We start from the raw sequence: 16,886 nt of genomic DNA, 5'->3' as shown, positions 1-16,886 counted from the left end.
GTCAGTCGCGCGGCAAAGGCAGCGTCATCAGACGGCCGAATTCAGGATGGGCTGTGTCGTCGCCACACAGCCGCAAACAATTCCAGGCGCTGGCCTGATTGCTGGTGACCACCGGGCGTCCGATCGCCTGTTCCATCCCAGTGACGGCAAGCGCACCGCGCAGCGCCGTGCAGGACACGAACAGCGCTTCCGCGCTCGCATCGGTCGTCTGGCGCGCGAGATCGATAAGCGCCGCTGGCGGAATGCGCGCCATCTCGCGATCGTCCTCAAAGCCGAGACAGGTGAAGCTGGCGATCTCGAAGCCACGCGCCGCGAAATACGTCGCCATCGGCCTGGAGGTTTCGACCGTGTAGGGTGTCAGGATGCTGATGCGACGCACGCCGAAGGCGTTCAGCCCGCGCACGCCGGCCATCGGCGGCGTGACCACGGGAACCCCCGGCTTGGCGGCCTGGATCGCCACCTCGATCTCGGCATCGCCGATCACGACCGAAGCCGAGGTGCAGGAATAGCAGATCGCGTCGAGCTTCTCGTCGGGCAGGATCAGGGCAGCGCCTGACGTCAGCGCCGGCTGCATCTTGCGCAGGTTTTCCGGTGTTGTCGGATTGGCATAGGGGATGCGCGCGACATAGACGCCGATGCGCTCGCTCGCGACCATGCGGCGAAAGTCCGGTTCGCTGGTGTGATCCGTGGCCAGGATGATCAGGCCGATACGCTGGTCGAGCGGACGATCATCGAGCAATGGCCGCTTCGGATGGACTGTGATTTCGGGCAAGGGCTTCATCGGTTACCTCTCGATCTTGCCGTAACGACGCTCCAGCCAGCGCAGCAGCACGACCGAACAAAGACTGATGGCGAGGAAGAAGGCGCCGACCAGCGTGATCGGCTCCAGATAACGATAGTAGGTGTTGGCGACGCTTTTCGCCTGGTTCATCAGCTCCAGCACGGTGATCGCCGAGAGCAGCGGCGTCTCCTTGAACATGGCGATGAAATAATTGGCCAGCGCGGGGATCATCGGTGGGATGGCCTGCGGGATGATGATGTGCGTCCAGGTCTGCCTGGCGTTGAGGTTGCAGGCCTTGGCGGCCTCCCACTGGCCGCGCGGCACGTTTTCGATGCCGGCGCGATAGACCTCCGCCGTGTAGGTGCCGTAATGCAGCCCGAGCCCGATGACACCGGCAACCAGCGGCGGCAGAAGAATGCCGATGTCGGGCAGCACATAGAAGATGAAATAGAGTTGCACCAGGAGCGGTGTGCCGCGGATGAATTCGGCCGCCCAGCCGACGGTACGCGACAGCACCTTGTTGGGCGAGCGGCGCGCCAGCGCGATGCCCAGCCCGACGATCGCCGCCAGCACCGAGCCGAGCAGCGTCGCCAGGATGGTGATCTTCACCCCCTGGATCATCGTCGGCAGGATCTGCCGGACAAAATCCCAATCCCAATCCATCAGCGAACCTTGGCCATCAGCGCGCCCCGGCCATCAGACACGCACTCCGTCAAGGCCGCGCGCCATGCGGCGCTCCAGCGAGCGCACGCCCCATGAGATGAGCAGCGCCAGGATGAAATAGATGACCAGAATGGTGGCGAAGGGCACCATGGTGTTGCCGGTCTGGGCGCGCACCACCTGCGCCTGGAAGGTGAGATCCGCGAGCGAGATCAGCGAGACCACCGACGTCGCCTTGAGCAATTCGATGGCGTTGTTGCCGAAGGTCGGCAGCATCACCAGAAATGCCTGCGGCAGGATGACATGGCGCAAGCCTTGCCAGCGACCGAGATTGAGCGCGATGCAGGCTTCATGCTGTTCGCGGCCGATCGATTGCACGGCGCCGCGCACCACTTCGGCGGCATAGGCGCCGACATTCAAGCCGAGCGCCAGCACGCCGGCCTGGAGCGGGGTCAGTTCGAAACCCACCAAGGGCAACACGAAATAGGCGAAGAACAGCTGCACGAAGATCGAGGTGCCGCGGAAGAATTCTATGTAGGCGGTGGCAAGCGCGCGCAGCGCGAAGAAGCGCGACAGCCGCCCCATGCCGGCAAGAAAGGCCATCACAAGGGCAAGCACCGACCCCATCAGCGTCAGCTCGATGGTGACAAGCGCTCCCTGCAATATCAGGCCGAAATAGCCGGACCACTGGGTCATTCGATTAGAGGTTCCAACGTTAGGCAGATGGGGGGCAGCACGAACCAAGCAGAGCATGGCGCCGCCCCTCATCCGTCACTTCGTGACACCTTCTCCCCGTGAACGGGGAGAAGGCAAAAATCACTTCGCCGCGCAGAGCTTGTCGCGCGTCGTCGACATCGCGGCCGCGGCCGAGAAGCCGTAGGGCTCGATGATCTTGGCGAACTCGCCCGACTTCTTCATCTTGGCGAGCTCGACGTCAAAGGCATCGCGCAGCGCCTCGTCGCCCTTCTTGAAGGCGGCGCCATCGCAATAGACCGGCGCGCCCTGCACCGGCGCGATGACTTCGAGGTTCGGATCATTGGCCTTTTTCATCAGATCGTTGATCGACAGGACCGGCAGCGAGTAAGCGTCGATGCGGCCATCCTGTACCATCTTCAGGCCGCTCTGGCCGTCCGGCACGACGATGACGCGTTCGCGCGGTACGCCGGCGTTGAGCGCCAGTTTCTCCTCGGTGCCACCGCCGGGCGCGCCGATGGTGGCCGATGTGTCCTTCGCAACGTCCTCGTAGCTCTTGAAGCCCTTCGGATTGCCCTTCTTCACCAGCATCGCCTCGGCGTCGCACAGCACCGGCTCGGAATAGGCGACCGCGGCGCAACGCTCCGGCTTCATGAACAAGCCGGCGGTGACGACGTCGAAGCGACCGGCCTGCAGACCGGGGATCATGGCGCCATATTCCGAGATCGAGGCGACGACATCGGCGACGCCAAGCCGCTTGAAGATCTCACGCGCCACGTCGGGCGCGGCGCCCGAAACCTTGCCGTCGGCGGCGACCGCCGTATAGGGCGGTTCATTGGCGATGGCGAGACGGGCGAAGCCCTGGGACTTGAGCTGCTCGAGCTTGCTGTCGTCGGCCGAGCCCGGAATCGAGGCGGCCAGGACTGCCGTCAGTGCAAGGCCGGCGACGCCGGCCAGAATGCCAAGTTTCTTCATTGTTCCCAACTCCTTGTTCTTGGTTTTGTCATTTTGGTTTTGATTGAGGGACGGCTTCGCCTTCCCTCGGGCATGGCGGTCAGACGCGGTGTCCGGCCGCGATGATCTTCTTCAGGAAGCCTTGCGTGCGCTCCTGTTTGGGATGGCGGAAAATCTCGTCGGGCTTGCCTTCCTCGACGATCTTGCCGCGATCGAAGAACAGCACCCGGTCAGCGAAATCGTGGGCGAAGCCCATCTCATGAGTGACCAGCAGCATGGTCATGTCGGTCTCGGCGCAGAGCCGCCACAAGACGTTCAACACCTCCTCCACCAGCTCCGGATCGAGCGCCGATGTCACCTCGTCGAACAGCATGATCTTGGGCTGCAGAGCGAGTGCCCTGGCGATCGCCACGCGCTGCTTCTGGCCGCCGGACAGTTGCGCCGGCATCGCCTTGGCCTTGTCGGCCATGCCGACCATGTCGAGCAGCTCCATCGCCCTCTTCTCGGCGGCGGCGCGCGGCGTGCCCTTGGTCAGCATAGGCGCCAGCGTCACATTGTCGATGACGCTCTTGTGTGGAAACAGGTTGAACAGCTGGAAGACCATGCCGATCTTCTGGCGCATCCGCGCCAGATGCCGCTCGTCGGCCGGCAGCAACTGGCCGTTGCGCTCCATGTGGTAGAGATGCTCGCCCTCGATCTGGATGTGACCGCCGTCGATGCGCTCCAGTGTCATCAGGATGCGCAGGATCGTGGTCTTGCCCGAGCCGGAGGGGCCGATCAGCGCCAGCTTCTCGCGCGGCATGACCTGCATCGACAGCCCGTCCAGCACCTTGAAGGCTCCGAAGCTCTTCGAAATGGCATCGACCTTGATGATGGGTGCGGACAAATGAATTTCCCCGTGCTGGAGAAGCCTGTGCCCTTAACGATGCGGAACGAGCCAAATCATGTCAATTAGGAAAATAATATCATGACAATTATTCTGATTCCGCACAATTTCGAAGCATAGTCGGCCTAAATCGCCAGCAGCAGATGCTCCGGATCGCCAAGCAAGAGCTTGGTGACAACGCCGAGACCGGCGCGCAGTTCCCCTTCGGTGGTCGAGCCCAGCGAGATACGGACCGCCGGATGCCACGGCGCATCCGAAATGCGGAAAGATGTGCCAGGGGCGATCGCCACGCCCTGCAGCCGGGCCTGGGCGACAAAGCCCTCCTCGGCGCGGTCGTCGGGCAGCTGCAGCCAGACGTGCAGCCCGTCGCGCCGTGCGCGATAGTCAATCCCGGCAAGCACCTCCGCTGCGATATCCTGCCGCCGCCGCAGGGCCGTGCGCTGCCAGCGGACGAGTTCCATCGCGGTGCCGTCTGTCACCCATTTGGTGGCGATCTCGGCCACCAGCGGCGTGGCCATCCAGTTGGAGACCAGGTGCCGGTTGGCGACGGCGGCGACATAGCGGTCCGGCGCTGCGAGATAGCCGATGCGCAGACCTGGCACGGTGATCTTGGTGAAGGAGGTGACGTAGAGCGTGCGCTCCGGGGCAAAGGCAGCGACCGGCGGCGGCCGCTCCTCGACCAACGGCCCTAGTACATCGTTCTCAATGATGGCGATGTCGTGCTTGCGCGCGACCGCGGCGATCTCGGCGCGTCGAGCCGCATCCATCAGCGTTGCCGTCGGATTGATCACCGAAGGCTGCACAAACACGGCGCGGATGTCGGAAAGCCGGCAGGCCTCGTCCAGTGCTTCCGGGATCAGGCCATTGTCGTCGATCGGCAGGCCTTCGAGGTTGAAGCCGAGATAGCGCGCCAGGGGCACCAGCGTGTGATGGCCGATCGCCTCGGTGGCGACGGTCGATCCCGGCGGCGCCACGCTCATCAGCGCCACCGTCATGCCGGCGGTGGCGCCGTTGGTCAGGCTGATATTCTGCGCGGAGGCATCGAGCCCGCACAGTTTCAGCCATTCGACCGCCACGGCACGGTGGCGCGGAAACACCATATTCGGCCGGAAGGATAGCGCCGAACTCGACGGCAGGTTTTCGGCGAGCCACCCCAATGCCTGCTTCAACCGCTCCAGATGCATCGGCTCGCAGACCGGCTTCAGGATGGATAGGTCGATGACCTCGCCAAGACGCTCTGGCAGATAGGGCGGTTCCGGTTCGCGGCGCTGCGTCTGGACAAAGCTGCCACGGCCGATCTCGCCCGAAATCAGGCCGCGCCGGATCAGTTCCTCATAGGCGCGGCTGACCGTTTGCACCGACAGTTTGAGGTCATCGGCCAGCCGGCGATGCGTGGGCAGACGGGCGCCATTGGCAAGACGCCCGTCATGGATGGCGCGCGCGAACTGGTCGGCCAGCGATTGATAGGCTGGCCGCCGGATGAGCGCGGGATCTGGTTGCCACAATGTCATGACTTATTAGAGATCGAAATCAGTGCAATTGACAATCGAAATAATGCGCCATCATGCTACCGTGGACGAAAAAGTGGGCTCTGATGACTGCAGCGAAACTCGACGCGATCGACCTCAAAATCCTGGATGCCATCCAGCGCGACGGGCGCATCACCAAGCTGGCGCTGGCCGAGCAGGTGGGGCTGTCGCCGACGCCGTGCTGGATGCGGCTGCGCAAGCTGGAAAAGGCCGGCATCGTTTCGGGCTATCACGCCCGGATCGCCATGCGCGTCGTGGCGCCGGTCGCCACCGTGCTGATGGAGGTGACGCTTGCCAGCCACCGCCAGGCTGATTTCGACCGCTTCGAGCGCGTCATCCGCGACATCCCCGAGATCGTCGCCTGCTGGTCGGTGGGTGGCGGCGTCGATTATCTGCTGAAGGTGATGGCGCGCGACATCGATGCCTACCAGCGGCTGGTCGACGGCTTGCTCGAGCGCGAGATCGGGATCGACCGCTATTTCACCTACATCGTGACCAAGACGGTGAAGGAAGAGATCGTGCTTCCCATCGCCGAGTTGCTGCCGGCGTCGCCGTAGTGCCGGAGAGATCGTCTGCGGAGGCGGCACAATAGAGAGAATCTCTCTCCTTCAGGACGCCCAAACAGCCTCTCTGTCTGCGCATGGCGGATAGTCTTCCCGTACCAGTCCGAACCGGGAGGCCTCGACCATGTCCGCGCATTTCGCCCGCTCGCATCGCCACGAAGCGCTCGACCGCCTCGCCGACCGCCGGCTGCTGCGCGAGTTGGCCTATGTCGACGGCCACTGGACGGCGAGCGAGGCCGCCGAAAGTTTTGAGGTCACCGATCCGGCGACCGGCACCACGGTCGCCTTCGTTGCCGCGCTGGATGCGCGGCAAACGACAAAAGCGATCGATGCCGCCGCACGCTCCTTTCCTGCCTGGCGGTCGCTGCTGCCGCAGGAGCGGTCAAGAATCCTGCGAAAATGGTTCGAGCTGATCATCGCAGCGAAAGACGATCTGGCTCTGCTGATGACGCTGGAGCAGGGCAAGCCCCTGCAGGAGTCGCTCGGCGAGATCGACTACGCCGCCTCCTTCGTCGAATGGTACGCGGAGGAAGCCAAGCGCCTCAACACCGAGAGCATCACCAGCCATCTGCCGAACGCGGAAATGATGATACGCCGCGAACCGCTCGGCGTCGTCGGCGTCGTCACACCGTGGAATTTTCCGTCGGCCATGTTGACCCGCAAGGCGGCCGCCGCCCTTGCCGCCGGCTGCACCATCGTCGCGCACCCGTCCTCGGAAACGCCGCTGTCGGCGCTGGCGCTGGCCGAACTTGGCGAGCGCGCCGGTCTGCCGGCCGGGGTCTTCAACATCGTCACAGGCAGGGCCGCGACCATCGTCGGGCGGATGTGCGAGGATCCGCGAATCCGTGGCATGAGCTTTACCGGCTCGACCGAGATCGGCAGGCTGATCGCGGCACAGAGTGCGCCGACGATGAAGCGGCTGGTGATGGAGCTTGGCGGCCACGCGCCACTGATCGTCTTTGCCGATGCCGATCTGGACAAAGCGGTAGGCATTGCCATCGATGCCAAATTCGCCACATCGGGCCAGGATTGCCTTGCCGCCAACCGGATCTATGTCCAGCGTCCGCTCTACGAGCGCTTCTGTGCCGCCTTTACGAGGCGCATCGAGGCGCTGCGGACCGGTAACGGCCTCGCCGATAAAACCGACATCGGACCGCTGATGCATGAGCGCGCCGTCGCAAAGGTCGAGGAACAGGTCGCCGATGCGCTTGCCCATGGCGCGCGCTGTCTCACTGGCGGCAAGCGGCATCAGGCTGGGCCATTGTTCTACCAGCCGACACTGCTGGCCGATGTCACCGATGAGGCGTTGATCATGCACGAAGAGACCTTCGGGCCGGTCGCGGCGGTCACGCCCTTCGACAGCGAGGACGAGGTCATCGGACGCGCCAACGCCACCGAATACGGCCTGGTCGCCTATGTCGTGACAGAGAACGGCGCGCGCCAGCAGCGCATGGGCCGGGCGCTCGACTATGGCATGGTTGCCGTCAACCGCGTCAAGATCACCGGCGCGCCGATCCCCTTTGGCGGCGTCAAGCAATCCGGCATCGGCCGCGAAGGTTCGCGCCATGGGCTGGAGGCTTTCACCGATCTCAAATATCTCTGCCTGAATGTGGCTTAAGCCGCGCTCGGTTTGTCTTTCAAGGAGTCAAGAAAAGATGCTCGACCAGTCCAACGAACTCAATGCCTGGGATCGCGACCACTTCTTCCATCCCTCGACGCATATGGGCACGCATGCGCGGGGTGAGAGCCCGACCCGCATCATGGCCGGCGGTGAAGGCGTCACCGTGTGGGACAACAATGGCAAGAAGAGCATCGATGCCTTTGCCGGCCTCTATTGCGTCAATGTCGGCTACGGCCGCCAGAAGATCGCTGATGCGATCGCAACCCAGGCGAAGAACCTTGCCTATTATCATGCGTATGTCGGCCACGGCACCGAGGCCTCGATCACGCTTGCCAAAATGATCATCGACCGCGCGCCCAAGGGCATGTCGAGGGTCTATTTCGGCCTCTCCGGCTCCGACGCCAACGAAACCAACATCAAGCTGATCTGGTACTACAACAACGTGCTCGGCCGGCCGGAGAAGAAGAAGATCATCTCGCGCTGGCGCGGCTATCACGGCTCGGGCGTGATGACGGGATCGCTGACCGGGCTCGACCTGTTCCACAACGCTTTTGACCTGCCGCGCGCGCCGATACTGCACACCGAGGCGCCCTATTACTTCCGCCGCGCCGACCGCTCGATGAGCGAGGAGCAGTTCTCTCAGCATTGCGCCGACAAGCTCGAGGAGATGATCCTGGCCGAAGGGCCTGAAACCGTCGCCGCCTTCATCGGCGAGCCGATCCTCGGCACTGGCGGCATCGTGCCGCCGCCTGCCGGTTATTGGGAAAAGATCCAGGCGGTGCTGAAGAAATATGACGTGCTGCTGGTCGCCGACGAGGTGGTTACGGGCTTCGGTCGGCTGGGCACCATGTTCGGCTCCGACCATTACGGCATCAAACCGGACCTGATCACCATCGCCAAGGGCCTGACCTCGGCCTATGCGCCGCTTTCGGGCGTCATTGTCGCCGACAAGGTGTGGCAGGTGCTGGTCGAAGGTTCCGACAAGCTCGGCTCGCTCGGCCATGGCTGGACCTATTCGGCGCATCCGATCTGCGTTGCCGCGGGCGTGGCCAATCTCGAACTGATCGACGAGATGGATCTGGTGACAAATGCCCGCGAGACCGGTGCCTATTTCCGAGCCGAACTGGCAAAGGCCGTCGGTGGCCACAAGAATGTCGGCGACGTGCGCGGCGACGGCATGCTGGCGGCGGTCGAGTTCGTCACCGACAAGGACGACCGGGTGTTCTTCGATGCTTCGCAAAAGATCGGTCCGCAAGTGGCGACGGCGCTTGCCGCCAGCGGCGTCATCGGCCGCGCCATGCCGCAGGGCGACATACTCGGCTTCGCGCCGCCGCTCTGCCTGACGCGCGAAGAAGCCGACATCGTGGTGGCCAAGACCGCCGATGCGGTGAAAAGCGTGTTTGCCAATCTCTAAAATCGACGATGAATGCCATGACAGAAAATCTCCCCGCCACCATGGCCGCCGTGCTGCTCACCGGGCACGGCGGACCGGAAAAGCTCGTCTATCGCACCGACGTTAAGGTGCCCGCGCCCGCCCCGGGGGAAGTGTTGGTCAAGGTCAGCGCCTGCGGCATGAACAACACTGATGTCTGGGTGCGCCAGGGCGCCTATGGCACGGAAGAAGACGCTTCCGCCGTGTCGACCTGGCGGCGGCAGGGCAACACGCTTGTTTTCCCGCGCATCCAGGGCACCGACACGGTCGGCACCATCGTTGCGGTCGGTGATGGCGTTTCGCCAGACCGTATCGGCGAGCGGGTTATGGTCGATTTCTCGATCTACAATCGCGACGACGATTCGTTGGCCGACATAGATTATATGGGCCACGGCCGCGACGGCGGTTATGCCGAGTATCAAACCGTGCCGGCCGAGAACGCGCATGTCGTCGACACGGAGATGAGCGATGTCGAACTGGCCACCTTCTGCTGTGCCTACCTCACCGGCGAGCAGATGCTGGAACGCGCTGGCCTGAAGGCCGGCGAGCGGGTGCTGGTCACCGGCGCCTCAGGCGGCGTCGGCTCGGGCATCGTGCAACTGGCACGGGCGCGCGGTGCCATTCCCTATGCCGTCGTTGGCAAGGGCAAGGAACAGGCGGTGCTCGACATCGGCGCCGAGGCCGTCATCACCCGTGGTGTCACCGACCTGCCGCAAGCGGTAGCCGAGGCGACCCACGGCCAGCCGGTCGATGTGGTGGCCGATCTCGTCGGCGGCGCGATCTTCAATGACCTGTTGCGTATTCTCAGGCCCGAAGGCCGTTACACCACCGCCGGTGCGATCGCCGGTCCGGTCGTGCAGCTCGATCTCAGGACCATGTATCTCAAGCAACTGCAGTTGCATGGCTCCAGCCAGGGCACGCGCGCCGATTTCCGCCGGATCGTTGGATATATCGAGGCGAGAAAAATCCGGCCGCTGGTCGGCGGCGTCTACAGGCTCTCCGATTTCCACCACGCGCAGGCGGATTTCGTTGCCAAGGATTTTGTCGGCAAGCTGGTGGTGGTGCCCGATGCTGTCGCGGAGCAGCCGGCGTCGTTCTAGAAATCTCCCCCCCGCTTCTGCCGGCCTTCTCGCCGCTGCCACAATGGGAATGACTTGCAGTCCAGCCAGCAAGTCGCCACAAACGGCGATGCCCATCGTCATTTGGCCCGGGCGTCTGGTGACAGGAACAGCGAGACATGACAGCCCGAATGATAGTGCTCGACGCCAATCCTCTCGGCGTCGCGGATGTGGCTGAGATTGCCAGACGCAGAGCCCGCCTGATGCTGGGCGAGGAGGCGATGCGCCGCATCCGGGCGAGCCGCGCCCTCATCGAGCATCTCACCGGGCTTGGCAAGCCGATGTACGGCGTCACGACAGGCCTCGGCGCCTGTGTCGACACGCCGCTCGCGCAGGCCGACCTGATCGCCTTCCAGCACAGCGTGCCGCTCAGCCATAGCATGGGCATCGGGCCTGCCCTGCCGACCGAAGCGGTGCGGGCGCTGATGACCGCGCGCATTTCGGGCATGGCCGCCGGCGGCACCGGCACCTCCGAACGCGTGGTCATGGGTCTTGTGGCGGCGCTCAACGCCGGCGTCCATCCGGTGATCCCCACCTGGGGATCGATCGGCGCGGCCGACCTTGCCCATCTCGGCCATATGGCCAGGGCGCTGCGCGGCGATGGCGAGACGGAGTTCCAGGGCAGGATCATGCCCTCCGCCGAGGCGCTGGCTCTCGCCGGGCTCGAGCCGCTCGACCTGCGCGAAAAGGACGGCCACGCCATCATCGTCGCCAACAGCCTGTCGACCGGGACGGCGTGCCTGTGCCTCGAAGACGTCGCCCATCTCATCGACTGGGCGTTGGCTGCCGTGGCGCTTAACTATGAGGCGTTTCGCTCCTCCCTCACCGCGATCGACGCTGATGCCCTTGCCGCGCGGCCGGCCTTCGGCCAGCGCGAGATCGGTGTGCGGCTACGAAAGGAGCTCGTGGGTAGCGGCCTCTGGCAGGACAAGGCGGCGCGGCGCCTCCAGGATCCGCTCAGCTATCGCTGTGTGCCACAGGTCTGGGGTGGCCTGCTCAATGCGTTCGAACAGGCAAAGCAGGCAACGGAGATCGAACTGACCCATTCGGGTGACAACCCCGTCATCCTGCCGGAGGACGAGCGGGTGGTTTCCAACGGCAATTTCGACCTCACGGCAATGACGCTCGCCTGGGAACAGCTCGGCCAAGCGCTAGCGCATTGCGCCGTCGGCACCGCCAACCGCTGCATGAAGCTGATGTCACCGACCATAGCGGATCTGCCGCGCTTCCTGTCGGCCAGGGGCGGCAGCCGCCAGGGTTATGCTGAACTGCAGAAGCCGCTTGCCGCGCTCGAAGCCGAGATCCGGCATCTGGCCAACCCGATGTCGCTGAGCCCGCTGGCGGTTTCGGACGGCATCGAGGACCAGTCGTCGATGGCACCGCGTGTGGTGGCCAAGACGGCCGAGATTATCGAGCGCATGCGCTATCTGGTTGCGATGGAACTGATCTTCGCGGCGACAGGCGTGGAGTTGCGCGGCGTCGTCGACAGCATGGGCGAAGGGCCGCAGCGCACCTTCGCCGCTGTCCGCGCGCTTGTCAGCCCGCTCGACGACGACCGCGAGATGAGCACCGACATGACGCGGGTTGCGCGGATGGTGGCGGGACCAAGATACTGAGCAAGGCGGACCTCACTCCTCTGCCGCGCTTTGCTCCCGGACGGCGGACGGCGCCACGCCATAGCGCTTCCGGAAAGTGCGGTTGAAGTAGGAAATATCTCCGAAGCCGACTTCGTAGGCGGTGGCGCCGATTGAACGCGCGCCCGAGCCCTGCGACAGCAGTTTGAGCGCCTCGGCGAGCCGCCGTTCGAGAAGATACTTCGAAAAGGTCGTCCCCTCACGCTGAAACAGCTGCTGGACATATCTTGGCGTGACACCGAGAACCCCAGCCACGATGGAAATGTTGAGACCGCCATCGCGCAGATGGTTGTCGACGTAGCGCTTCACAGGTGACAGCCGATCCCTGTCCTGCTCCGATGGAGCTTCCAGATAGGCAACGACCAGTGGCAGTATTTCGTTGAAATGGGCATTCGCCATCTCAGCCTCGCCAGCCGAATGCGGTCCACGCATCAGCAGATAGGCGCCATAGGTGATCAGAAGCTGCAGCGGCGGGAACGTCCTGGGGATCGGTCGCAGCATCAGCTTCGACAGGGTTTCGCCAGAAATCCTGAACGCGCTGCCCGGCAGGCTGCCGCAGTCCAGCCGGCCTCCCTCCGGCAGATACCAGCTGTACGGCATCTCGCCGGATACGAAAAGAAAATCGCCTAGCGCGGCTTCCGTCTTCAGCCCGCCCTGCTCGACGACGAGGGGACCTTCCATGCTTCGCAGCATCAGAACCCTGTCCGAACCGGACGTTCCCTTGCCCAACAGTCGCAATGGCGAGGACGGGAAGAAGCATGTCATGACGCTCAGATTGTCGAGACCGCATCTGACGCCGCGCATCCCCGGAAGGACACCCCGGCCTGCCTCCAGCGCAACCTCGCCGATGATCTCGCGGAAATGAGCGGCGCATGACCGCCTGGCTTCGGCATCGTCATGACCCGACATATCGAAGTTCACCGGGCTGATCCCGCCGGCATTGATAGGTCTGTGATATAACTGCAACATTTCCAATTCGGCTTGTCCGAGTTCGTTTTCAGCAGTGCCGGCTTCGCTTTACCCCAAGTGTGCCGCCGCCCCGATTGATAACATGAGTAATTGAGACATGTTTATTCGATCCGGGACAACGGAGCCAGTGCTTTATGGCTCGCGCCTTGACGGCGCCCGGATGGCCAATTTGGGGGTGCCACTATGTTTGACAGGCTGCTCGCGGGAACTTGCCTCGCACTGCTTCCACTTGTTTTCACCACGCTTCCGGTTAGCGCTGAGGACGGGACGGAACAGGCGCCCGCGACGCTGCTCGAGACGGTGGTGGTGACGGCGAGCCGAACGGAGCAGCCGATCTCCAGCATTCCCGGGTCCGTTCAAGTCATCGAAGGTGCCGAGCTTGCGCAAGAGCTGAAACAGACGAGCGACCCTGCAACGCTGATTTCCAGGCTGGTGCCTGGATTCTCGATAGCCAACCAGACGATTTCGGGAGCCTCCGAAAGCTTTCGGGGCCGTGGCGTGCTCGTGTTGGTCGACGGCGTTGCGCGCAACACCCCGCTGCGCGACGTTTCGCGCACGCTTGCGCTGATTGACCTCGGCAAAGTCGAACGCATCGAGGTGGTGAACGGGGCGAGCAGCCTCTACGGCTCGGGCGCCACCGGCGGTACCATCAATTTCATCACCAAGAGGGACGCGACCGAAAAGCCGACCGTGACGGTGGAGACGAAGGTGAAGGCCTTCACCGCCAACCCCGGCAAATCCGCGGCACCCGAAGTTTCGCTCTCGGCCACACAGAAGATCGGCAAGTTCGACTATCTGATCTCGGCAAGCGGTCAGCGGACGCGGCGGACCTATGACGGCGATGGCCGCGAGCTGCCATCCGATGCCATGCTTGGCCAGGGCGGCGGCGACCGCACGGACTTCGGCAACCTCTATGCAAGGCTGGGATATGAGGATGGGTCTCGCCGCTTCGAGGTCTCCGGCGAACTCGTGCGCATGGAGCAGAATCCGGACTGGTTCTCCAACTTCCAGGCCACGCCGGCGGTGCCAGACTACACCGCGCCCTATACGGGCGAATCCGTGATGGAGAATTCGAAGTATTTCACCGCCCGCTATACCGATACCGCCTTCGCACTGGGTTCGCTCGAAGTGAAGTCTTTCTACAACGACATGGAGAAGCGCTTTCCCTTCACGCGCTTCGACCGCTTCGTCAACAACCAGGTCTATTATTCAGGCAACCCGCTCAACCCGCAGGCCAGTTTTGCCCAGACCACGCTCTTCAGCAAACGCGCGGGTGTCACCGCGACGGTCGAGACCCCTCTCGACGTGCTGCTGCAAGGCTCGACGCTGACCTGGGGGCTGGACTTCGTTCATGACAACACTTTCCAGCAGCTCGAGAACGGCTGGGACGTCATCAGCCCGATGAAGCAGAATTCGGTCGCCGGCTTTGCCCAGTTGCAGGTTCCGGTAACGGACCGGCTTCGCCTGCAGGGTGGGTTGCGCTACGAGCGCTACTTCCTCGACATTGAGGACTTCAATCGCCCGGCCATCTTCTACATCAACCGGCCCTATCCGGCGATCGACGTCATCGGCGGTTCGTTCGACTACGACAATCTGACATTCAACATCGGCGGTACGTTCGACCTGACGCCCGATGTCCAGCTTTATGGCGGCTTCTCGCAAGGGTTCTCGCTGACCGACATCGGCAGCTTCACGCGCCGGGCCGGCGCCAACAGCAGCGCCGAGCTTTGCGACGCCTATGGAGCACTGGCGTGCCCTGGCGCCGGTGCGCCGGATTATACGGTCAGTTACGCCGATATCGCGCCGAGCCCGCAGATCGTCAACAATTACGAGATCGGCGTTCGCGGCGGCGAGGCCGATTATGGCGGCTCGCTGTCGGCTTTTCTTTCCACCTCCGACCAGGGCGTCAACTACGACATCGCCTCCAATCGCGTCTCGCAGCAGAAGGAGGAAATCTGGGGCGTCGAAGCCACCGCGTGGTGGAACCTCACCGGCAACCTCACTGTCGGCGGCATCCTTGGTTACACCGAAGGCCGCTACGACAAGGATGGTGATGGCAAGATCGACGACTGGCTGCCGAACAACAGGATAGCCACGCCGGTGCACGGCACCGTCTACGGAACCTATGTCTTCGACAACGGCCTCAACCTGCGCGGCGAAGTCCAGTTCTTCACCGGCCGGGACAAGATCACGACGGTGCCCGAGATCAAGGGAGCGGCGCTGGTAAACGTCCTTGCGAGCTACAAGGTCGGCGAGGGCGACCTCAGCGTCGGCATCGAGAACCTGTTCGACACCGACTACATGAACCCGACAGCAAGCGCCACGCGCAACAACGTCGTCAACGGTTTCGGCCGGACGATCTCGCTCGGCTACAAGGTCACCTTCTGAGATGGTCCACTTCGAGATGCATGATGACGGTATCGTCGATCTGCGGCTCTACCCGCCGCACGCGCAAACAGATGAGGCCGACTATCTCTCCGCGCTCGACCGCATCGGCCATCTCGATGGGCCCTATGCCATCGTGGTCGACATTTCGGGCAACATGCATCTGTCCCGCGAGGGTGAAATTCGTCAGGCGGCATGGGCAAAGGCGACACGACAACGCATTTCCAGTTCGTGCCGGGCGCTGGCGTTGGTGCGCGAGAATCCCAATCCACGATCACGCCAGTCCTTCGAACGGCTCTGGGCCATTCCGGTCCATGTCACCAGCAACCGCGACGAAGCGCATCAATTTGCCGCCAGGCATCTCGGCAGGGCCGCAAGATCGTGACCGAGCTCGCGTCGCAAGCCATCGGCACACCAGTCGGCCAGCGGGATTCGGGCCGCCTGCGGCTCTTTTCCGTCCTGGCCGGTCTGTATCTCGCGCAAGGCATTCCGGGGTATCTCCTGGTCGCCGCCGTGCCGCCGATCATGCGCGAGCTTGGGGTGTCGCGAACCGCCATCGGCATGCTTGCCATACTGATGATCCCGCTGACGATTAAATTCCTCTGGGCGCCGCTGGTCGACCGTATCAGGCCGATGGCGATCGGGCATCGCCGTGGCTGGATCCTTCCCACCCAGATCGGCACGGTGATTGCGATCGCAGCACTTGCCCTGGTGGAACCGATCGATCTGAAAGCCATATTCGTCATAGGGTTCGCGATTGCGGTCCTGACATCGACGCAGGACATCGCCACCGACGGCTATGCCACGCTTGCCTTGAAGCAAGAGGATCGCGCCATGGGCAATGCGATCCAGGGCGGAGCGGTTGCGCTCAGCGTCATCGTCGGCGGCACGGTTTCGCTGCTTCTCTACGGCTGGGTCGGCTGGCAAGCCATGGTGCTGACGATCGCGGCGATCTCGGCATTGCCGCTGATCGCGATCGCCTTCATGCCGGAGGACACGATCACAAGAACTGTGGAGACGCGTGCAAGACCGTCGCTTTCCAGCTTCCTGAAACGGCCGGAGGCCGTGACGGTTCTGATGATCGCCTTGACCTACCGCGCGAGCGAGGGGTTGGTGAAATCCATGGAAGGGTCCTATCTGGTCGACGCCGGCTTGCCGTTGTCGGCGATCGGATATCTAAGCGGCATCTCGGCGGCAACGGCCGGCATTGCCGGTTCCTTCGTCGCGGCCATGCTGGTTCGACGCTCGGGTGCGGGCGGGACGTTGCTTTTGCTCGGCACGCTGCGCACGGTCTGTTTCCTGTTGTTTGCCCTCCACGCGGTCGGCCAAGTGACAGGCATATGGGCATTGCTGGGAGCGGCTGGATTTCAGACCTTGATCCGCTACATGGAGATCGTCGCGCTTTACAGCCTGTTCATGGCGGTGTCGTCGAAGGACCAGCCGGGGACCGACTTCACCATTCTATCCTGCGCCCAGATCATCATCTATCTGGTTGGCTCGATGATGGCCGGGGCAATCGCCGACCGCATCGGCTATTCCGCGCTCTTCTTCATCGCCACGCTTGTTTCCGGTCTGGCCGTAGTGCTGACGGCGCATCTTGTCTCGAGGCTCGCGAGGAAACTGCCGAGCGCAGGATGCGTCCTGAAATGATGCACCTGGGT

At 63.4% G+C, this 16,886-nt stretch carries 15 protein-coding genes; 8 read left to right on the top strand and 7 right to left on the bottom strand.

All coding sequences use genetic code 11. The features are described 5' to 3' along the window. Nucleotide 1 precedes the first annotated feature (1 nt). From eutA to ehuR, 6 genes are all read right to left on the bottom strand, one after another. Nucleotides 2-781, bottom strand: a complete 780-nt coding sequence (gene eutA, locus AC1VON_RS13730) for an ectoine utilization protein EutA (protein WP_483123405.1) — start codon at nt 779-781, stop codon at nt 2-4. Nucleotides 782-784: 3 nt separating this feature from the next. Next, nucleotides 785-1,444 carry an ectoine/hydroxyectoine ABC transporter permease subunit EhuD gene (gene ehuD, locus AC1VON_RS13725; RefSeq protein WP_172351648.1) on the bottom strand — a complete coding sequence of 220 codons (660 nt, stop codon included), beginning with the start codon at nt 1,442-1,444 and terminating at the stop codon, nt 785-787. Nucleotides 1,445-1,477: 33 nt separating this feature from the next. After that, nucleotides 1,478-2,137, bottom strand: a complete 660-nt coding sequence (gene ehuC / locus AC1VON_RS13720) for an ectoine/hydroxyectoine ABC transporter permease subunit EhuC (RefSeq protein WP_483123400.1) — start codon at nt 2,135-2,137, stop codon at nt 1,478-1,480. A gap of 120 nt (nt 2,138-2,257) precedes the next feature. Further along, a complete protein-coding gene (gene ehuB / locus AC1VON_RS13715) occupies nt 2,258-3,109 on the bottom strand; it encodes an ectoine/hydroxyectoine ABC transporter substrate-binding protein EhuB (RefSeq protein ID WP_056564808.1) in 852 nt (283 codons plus the stop codon). Between the two features lie 79 nt (nt 3,110-3,188). After that, nucleotides 3,189-3,974 carry an ectoine/hydroxyectoine ABC transporter ATP-binding protein EhuA gene (gene ehuA / locus AC1VON_RS13710; RefSeq protein WP_274609139.1) on the bottom strand — a complete coding sequence of 262 codons (786 nt, stop codon included), beginning with the start codon at nt 3,972-3,974 and terminating at the stop codon, nt 3,189-3,191. 125 nt (nt 3,975-4,099) lie between these two features. Next, the gene (ehuR, locus tag AC1VON_RS13705) at nt 4,100-5,485 is read right to left on the bottom strand and encodes a MocR-like ectoine utilization transcription factor EhuR (RefSeq protein WP_483123394.1); all 1,386 of its coding nucleotides are present in this window, start codon (nt 5,483-5,485) and stop codon (nt 4,100-4,102) included. Between the two features lie 83 nt (nt 5,486-5,568). Here ehuR and AC1VON_RS13700 point away from each other — a divergent pair, with 83 nt between their 5' ends. From AC1VON_RS13700 to AC1VON_RS13680, 5 genes are all read left to right on the top strand, one after another. Next, nucleotides 5,569-6,060: an Lrp/AsnC family transcriptional regulator gene (locus AC1VON_RS13700; RefSeq protein WP_172351652.1), complete on the top strand. Its 492-nt coding sequence runs from the start codon at nt 5,569-5,571 to the stop codon at nt 6,058-6,060. 130 nt (nt 6,061-6,190) lie between these two features. Continuing rightward, a complete protein-coding gene (locus AC1VON_RS13695) occupies nt 6,191-7,684 on the top strand; it encodes an NAD-dependent succinate-semialdehyde dehydrogenase (RefSeq protein WP_483123391.1) in 1,494 nt (497 codons plus the stop codon). Nucleotides 7,685-7,721: 37 nt separating this feature from the next. Continuing rightward, nucleotides 7,722-9,101, top strand: a complete 1,380-nt coding sequence (locus tag AC1VON_RS13690) for an aminotransferase (RefSeq protein ID WP_483123387.1) — start codon at nt 7,722-7,724, stop codon at nt 9,099-9,101. Between the two features lie 8 nt (nt 9,102-9,109). After that, a complete protein-coding gene (locus tag AC1VON_RS13685) occupies nt 9,110-10,219 on the top strand; it encodes an alcohol dehydrogenase family protein (protein WP_172351655.1) in 1,110 nt (369 codons plus the stop codon). 137 nt (nt 10,220-10,356) lie between these two features. Beyond that, the gene (locus AC1VON_RS13680) at nt 10,357-11,853 is read left to right on the top strand and encodes an HAL/PAL/TAL family ammonia-lyase (RefSeq protein WP_483123382.1); all 1,497 of its coding nucleotides are present in this window, start codon (nt 10,357-10,359) and stop codon (nt 11,851-11,853) included. A gap of 12 nt (nt 11,854-11,865) precedes the next feature. Here AC1VON_RS13680 and AC1VON_RS13675 read toward each other — a convergent pair whose 3' ends face one another. Next, nucleotides 11,866-12,792, bottom strand: coding sequence for a helix-turn-helix transcriptional regulator (locus tag AC1VON_RS13675; RefSeq protein WP_483123379.1), 927 nt, complete (start codon nt 12,790-12,792; stop codon nt 11,866-11,868). Nucleotides 12,793-13,023: 231 nt separating this feature from the next. On the opposite strand from AC1VON_RS13675, the gene AC1VON_RS13670 reads away from it, so the two are divergent. From AC1VON_RS13670 to AC1VON_RS13660, 3 genes are read left to right on the top strand one after another with little or no spacing between them, the layout of a single operon-like run. Then, on the top strand, nt 13,024-15,228 hold the full coding sequence (locus AC1VON_RS13670) for a TonB-dependent receptor (RefSeq protein ID WP_483123375.1): 2,205 nt from the start codon (nt 13,024-13,026) through the stop codon (nt 15,226-15,228). Between the two features lies 1 nt (nt 15,229). Then, entirely contained in the window at nt 15,230-15,610 is a 381-nt protein-coding gene (locus tag AC1VON_RS13665) for a hypothetical protein (RefSeq protein WP_483123371.1), read from the top strand. Next, nucleotides 15,607-16,875, top strand: a complete 1,269-nt coding sequence (locus tag AC1VON_RS13660; protein ID WP_483123367.1) for an MFS transporter — start codon at nt 15,607-15,609, stop codon at nt 16,873-16,875. Before AC1VON_RS13665 ends, AC1VON_RS13660 begins: the two co-directional genes overlap by 4 nt. The last annotated feature ends 11 nt before the right edge of the window (nt 16,876-16,886 follow it).

The organism is Mesorhizobium sp. HAY1-8B, from assembly GCF_056868045.1.
This window is presented reverse-complemented; position numbering and strand designations above follow the sequence as displayed.

Coding starts and splice junctions, on each gene's coding strand:
- AC1VON_RS13680 (WP_483123382.1), top strand. CDS start 10,357: ATGACAGCCCGAATGATAGTGCTCGACGCCAATCCTCTCGGCGTCGCG.
- AC1VON_RS13665 (WP_483123371.1), top strand. CDS start 15,230: ATGGTCCACTTCGAGATGCATGATGACGGTATCGTCGATCTGCGGCTC.
- AC1VON_RS13690 (WP_483123387.1), top strand. CDS start 7,722: ATGCTCGACCAGTCCAACGAACTCAATGCCTGGGATCGCGACCACTTC.
- ehuB (WP_056564808.1), bottom strand. CDS start 3,109: ATGAAGAAACTTGGCATTCTGGCCGGCGTCGCCGGCCTTGCACTGACG.
- ehuR (WP_483123394.1), bottom strand. CDS start 5,485: ATGACATTGTGGCAACCAGATCCCGCGCTCATCCGGCGGCCAGCCTAT.
- AC1VON_RS13685 (WP_172351655.1), top strand. CDS start 9,110: ATGAATGCCATGACAGAAAATCTCCCCGCCACCATGGCCGCCGTGCTG.
- eutA (WP_483123405.1), bottom strand. CDS start 781: ATGAAGCCCTTGCCCGAAATCACAGTCCATCCGAAGCGGCCATTGCTC.
- AC1VON_RS13670 (WP_483123375.1), top strand. CDS start 13,024: ATGTTTGACAGGCTGCTCGCGGGAACTTGCCTCGCACTGCTTCCACTT.
- ehuC (WP_483123400.1), bottom strand. CDS start 2,137: ATGACCCAGTGGTCCGGCTATTTCGGCCTGATATTGCAGGGAGCGCTT.
- AC1VON_RS13700 (WP_172351652.1), top strand. CDS start 5,569: ATGACTGCAGCGAAACTCGACGCGATCGACCTCAAAATCCTGGATGCC.
- AC1VON_RS13695 (WP_483123391.1), top strand. CDS start 6,191: ATGTCCGCGCATTTCGCCCGCTCGCATCGCCACGAAGCGCTCGACCGC.
- ehuD (WP_172351648.1), bottom strand. CDS start 1,444: ATGGATTGGGATTGGGATTTTGTCCGGCAGATCCTGCCGACGATGATC.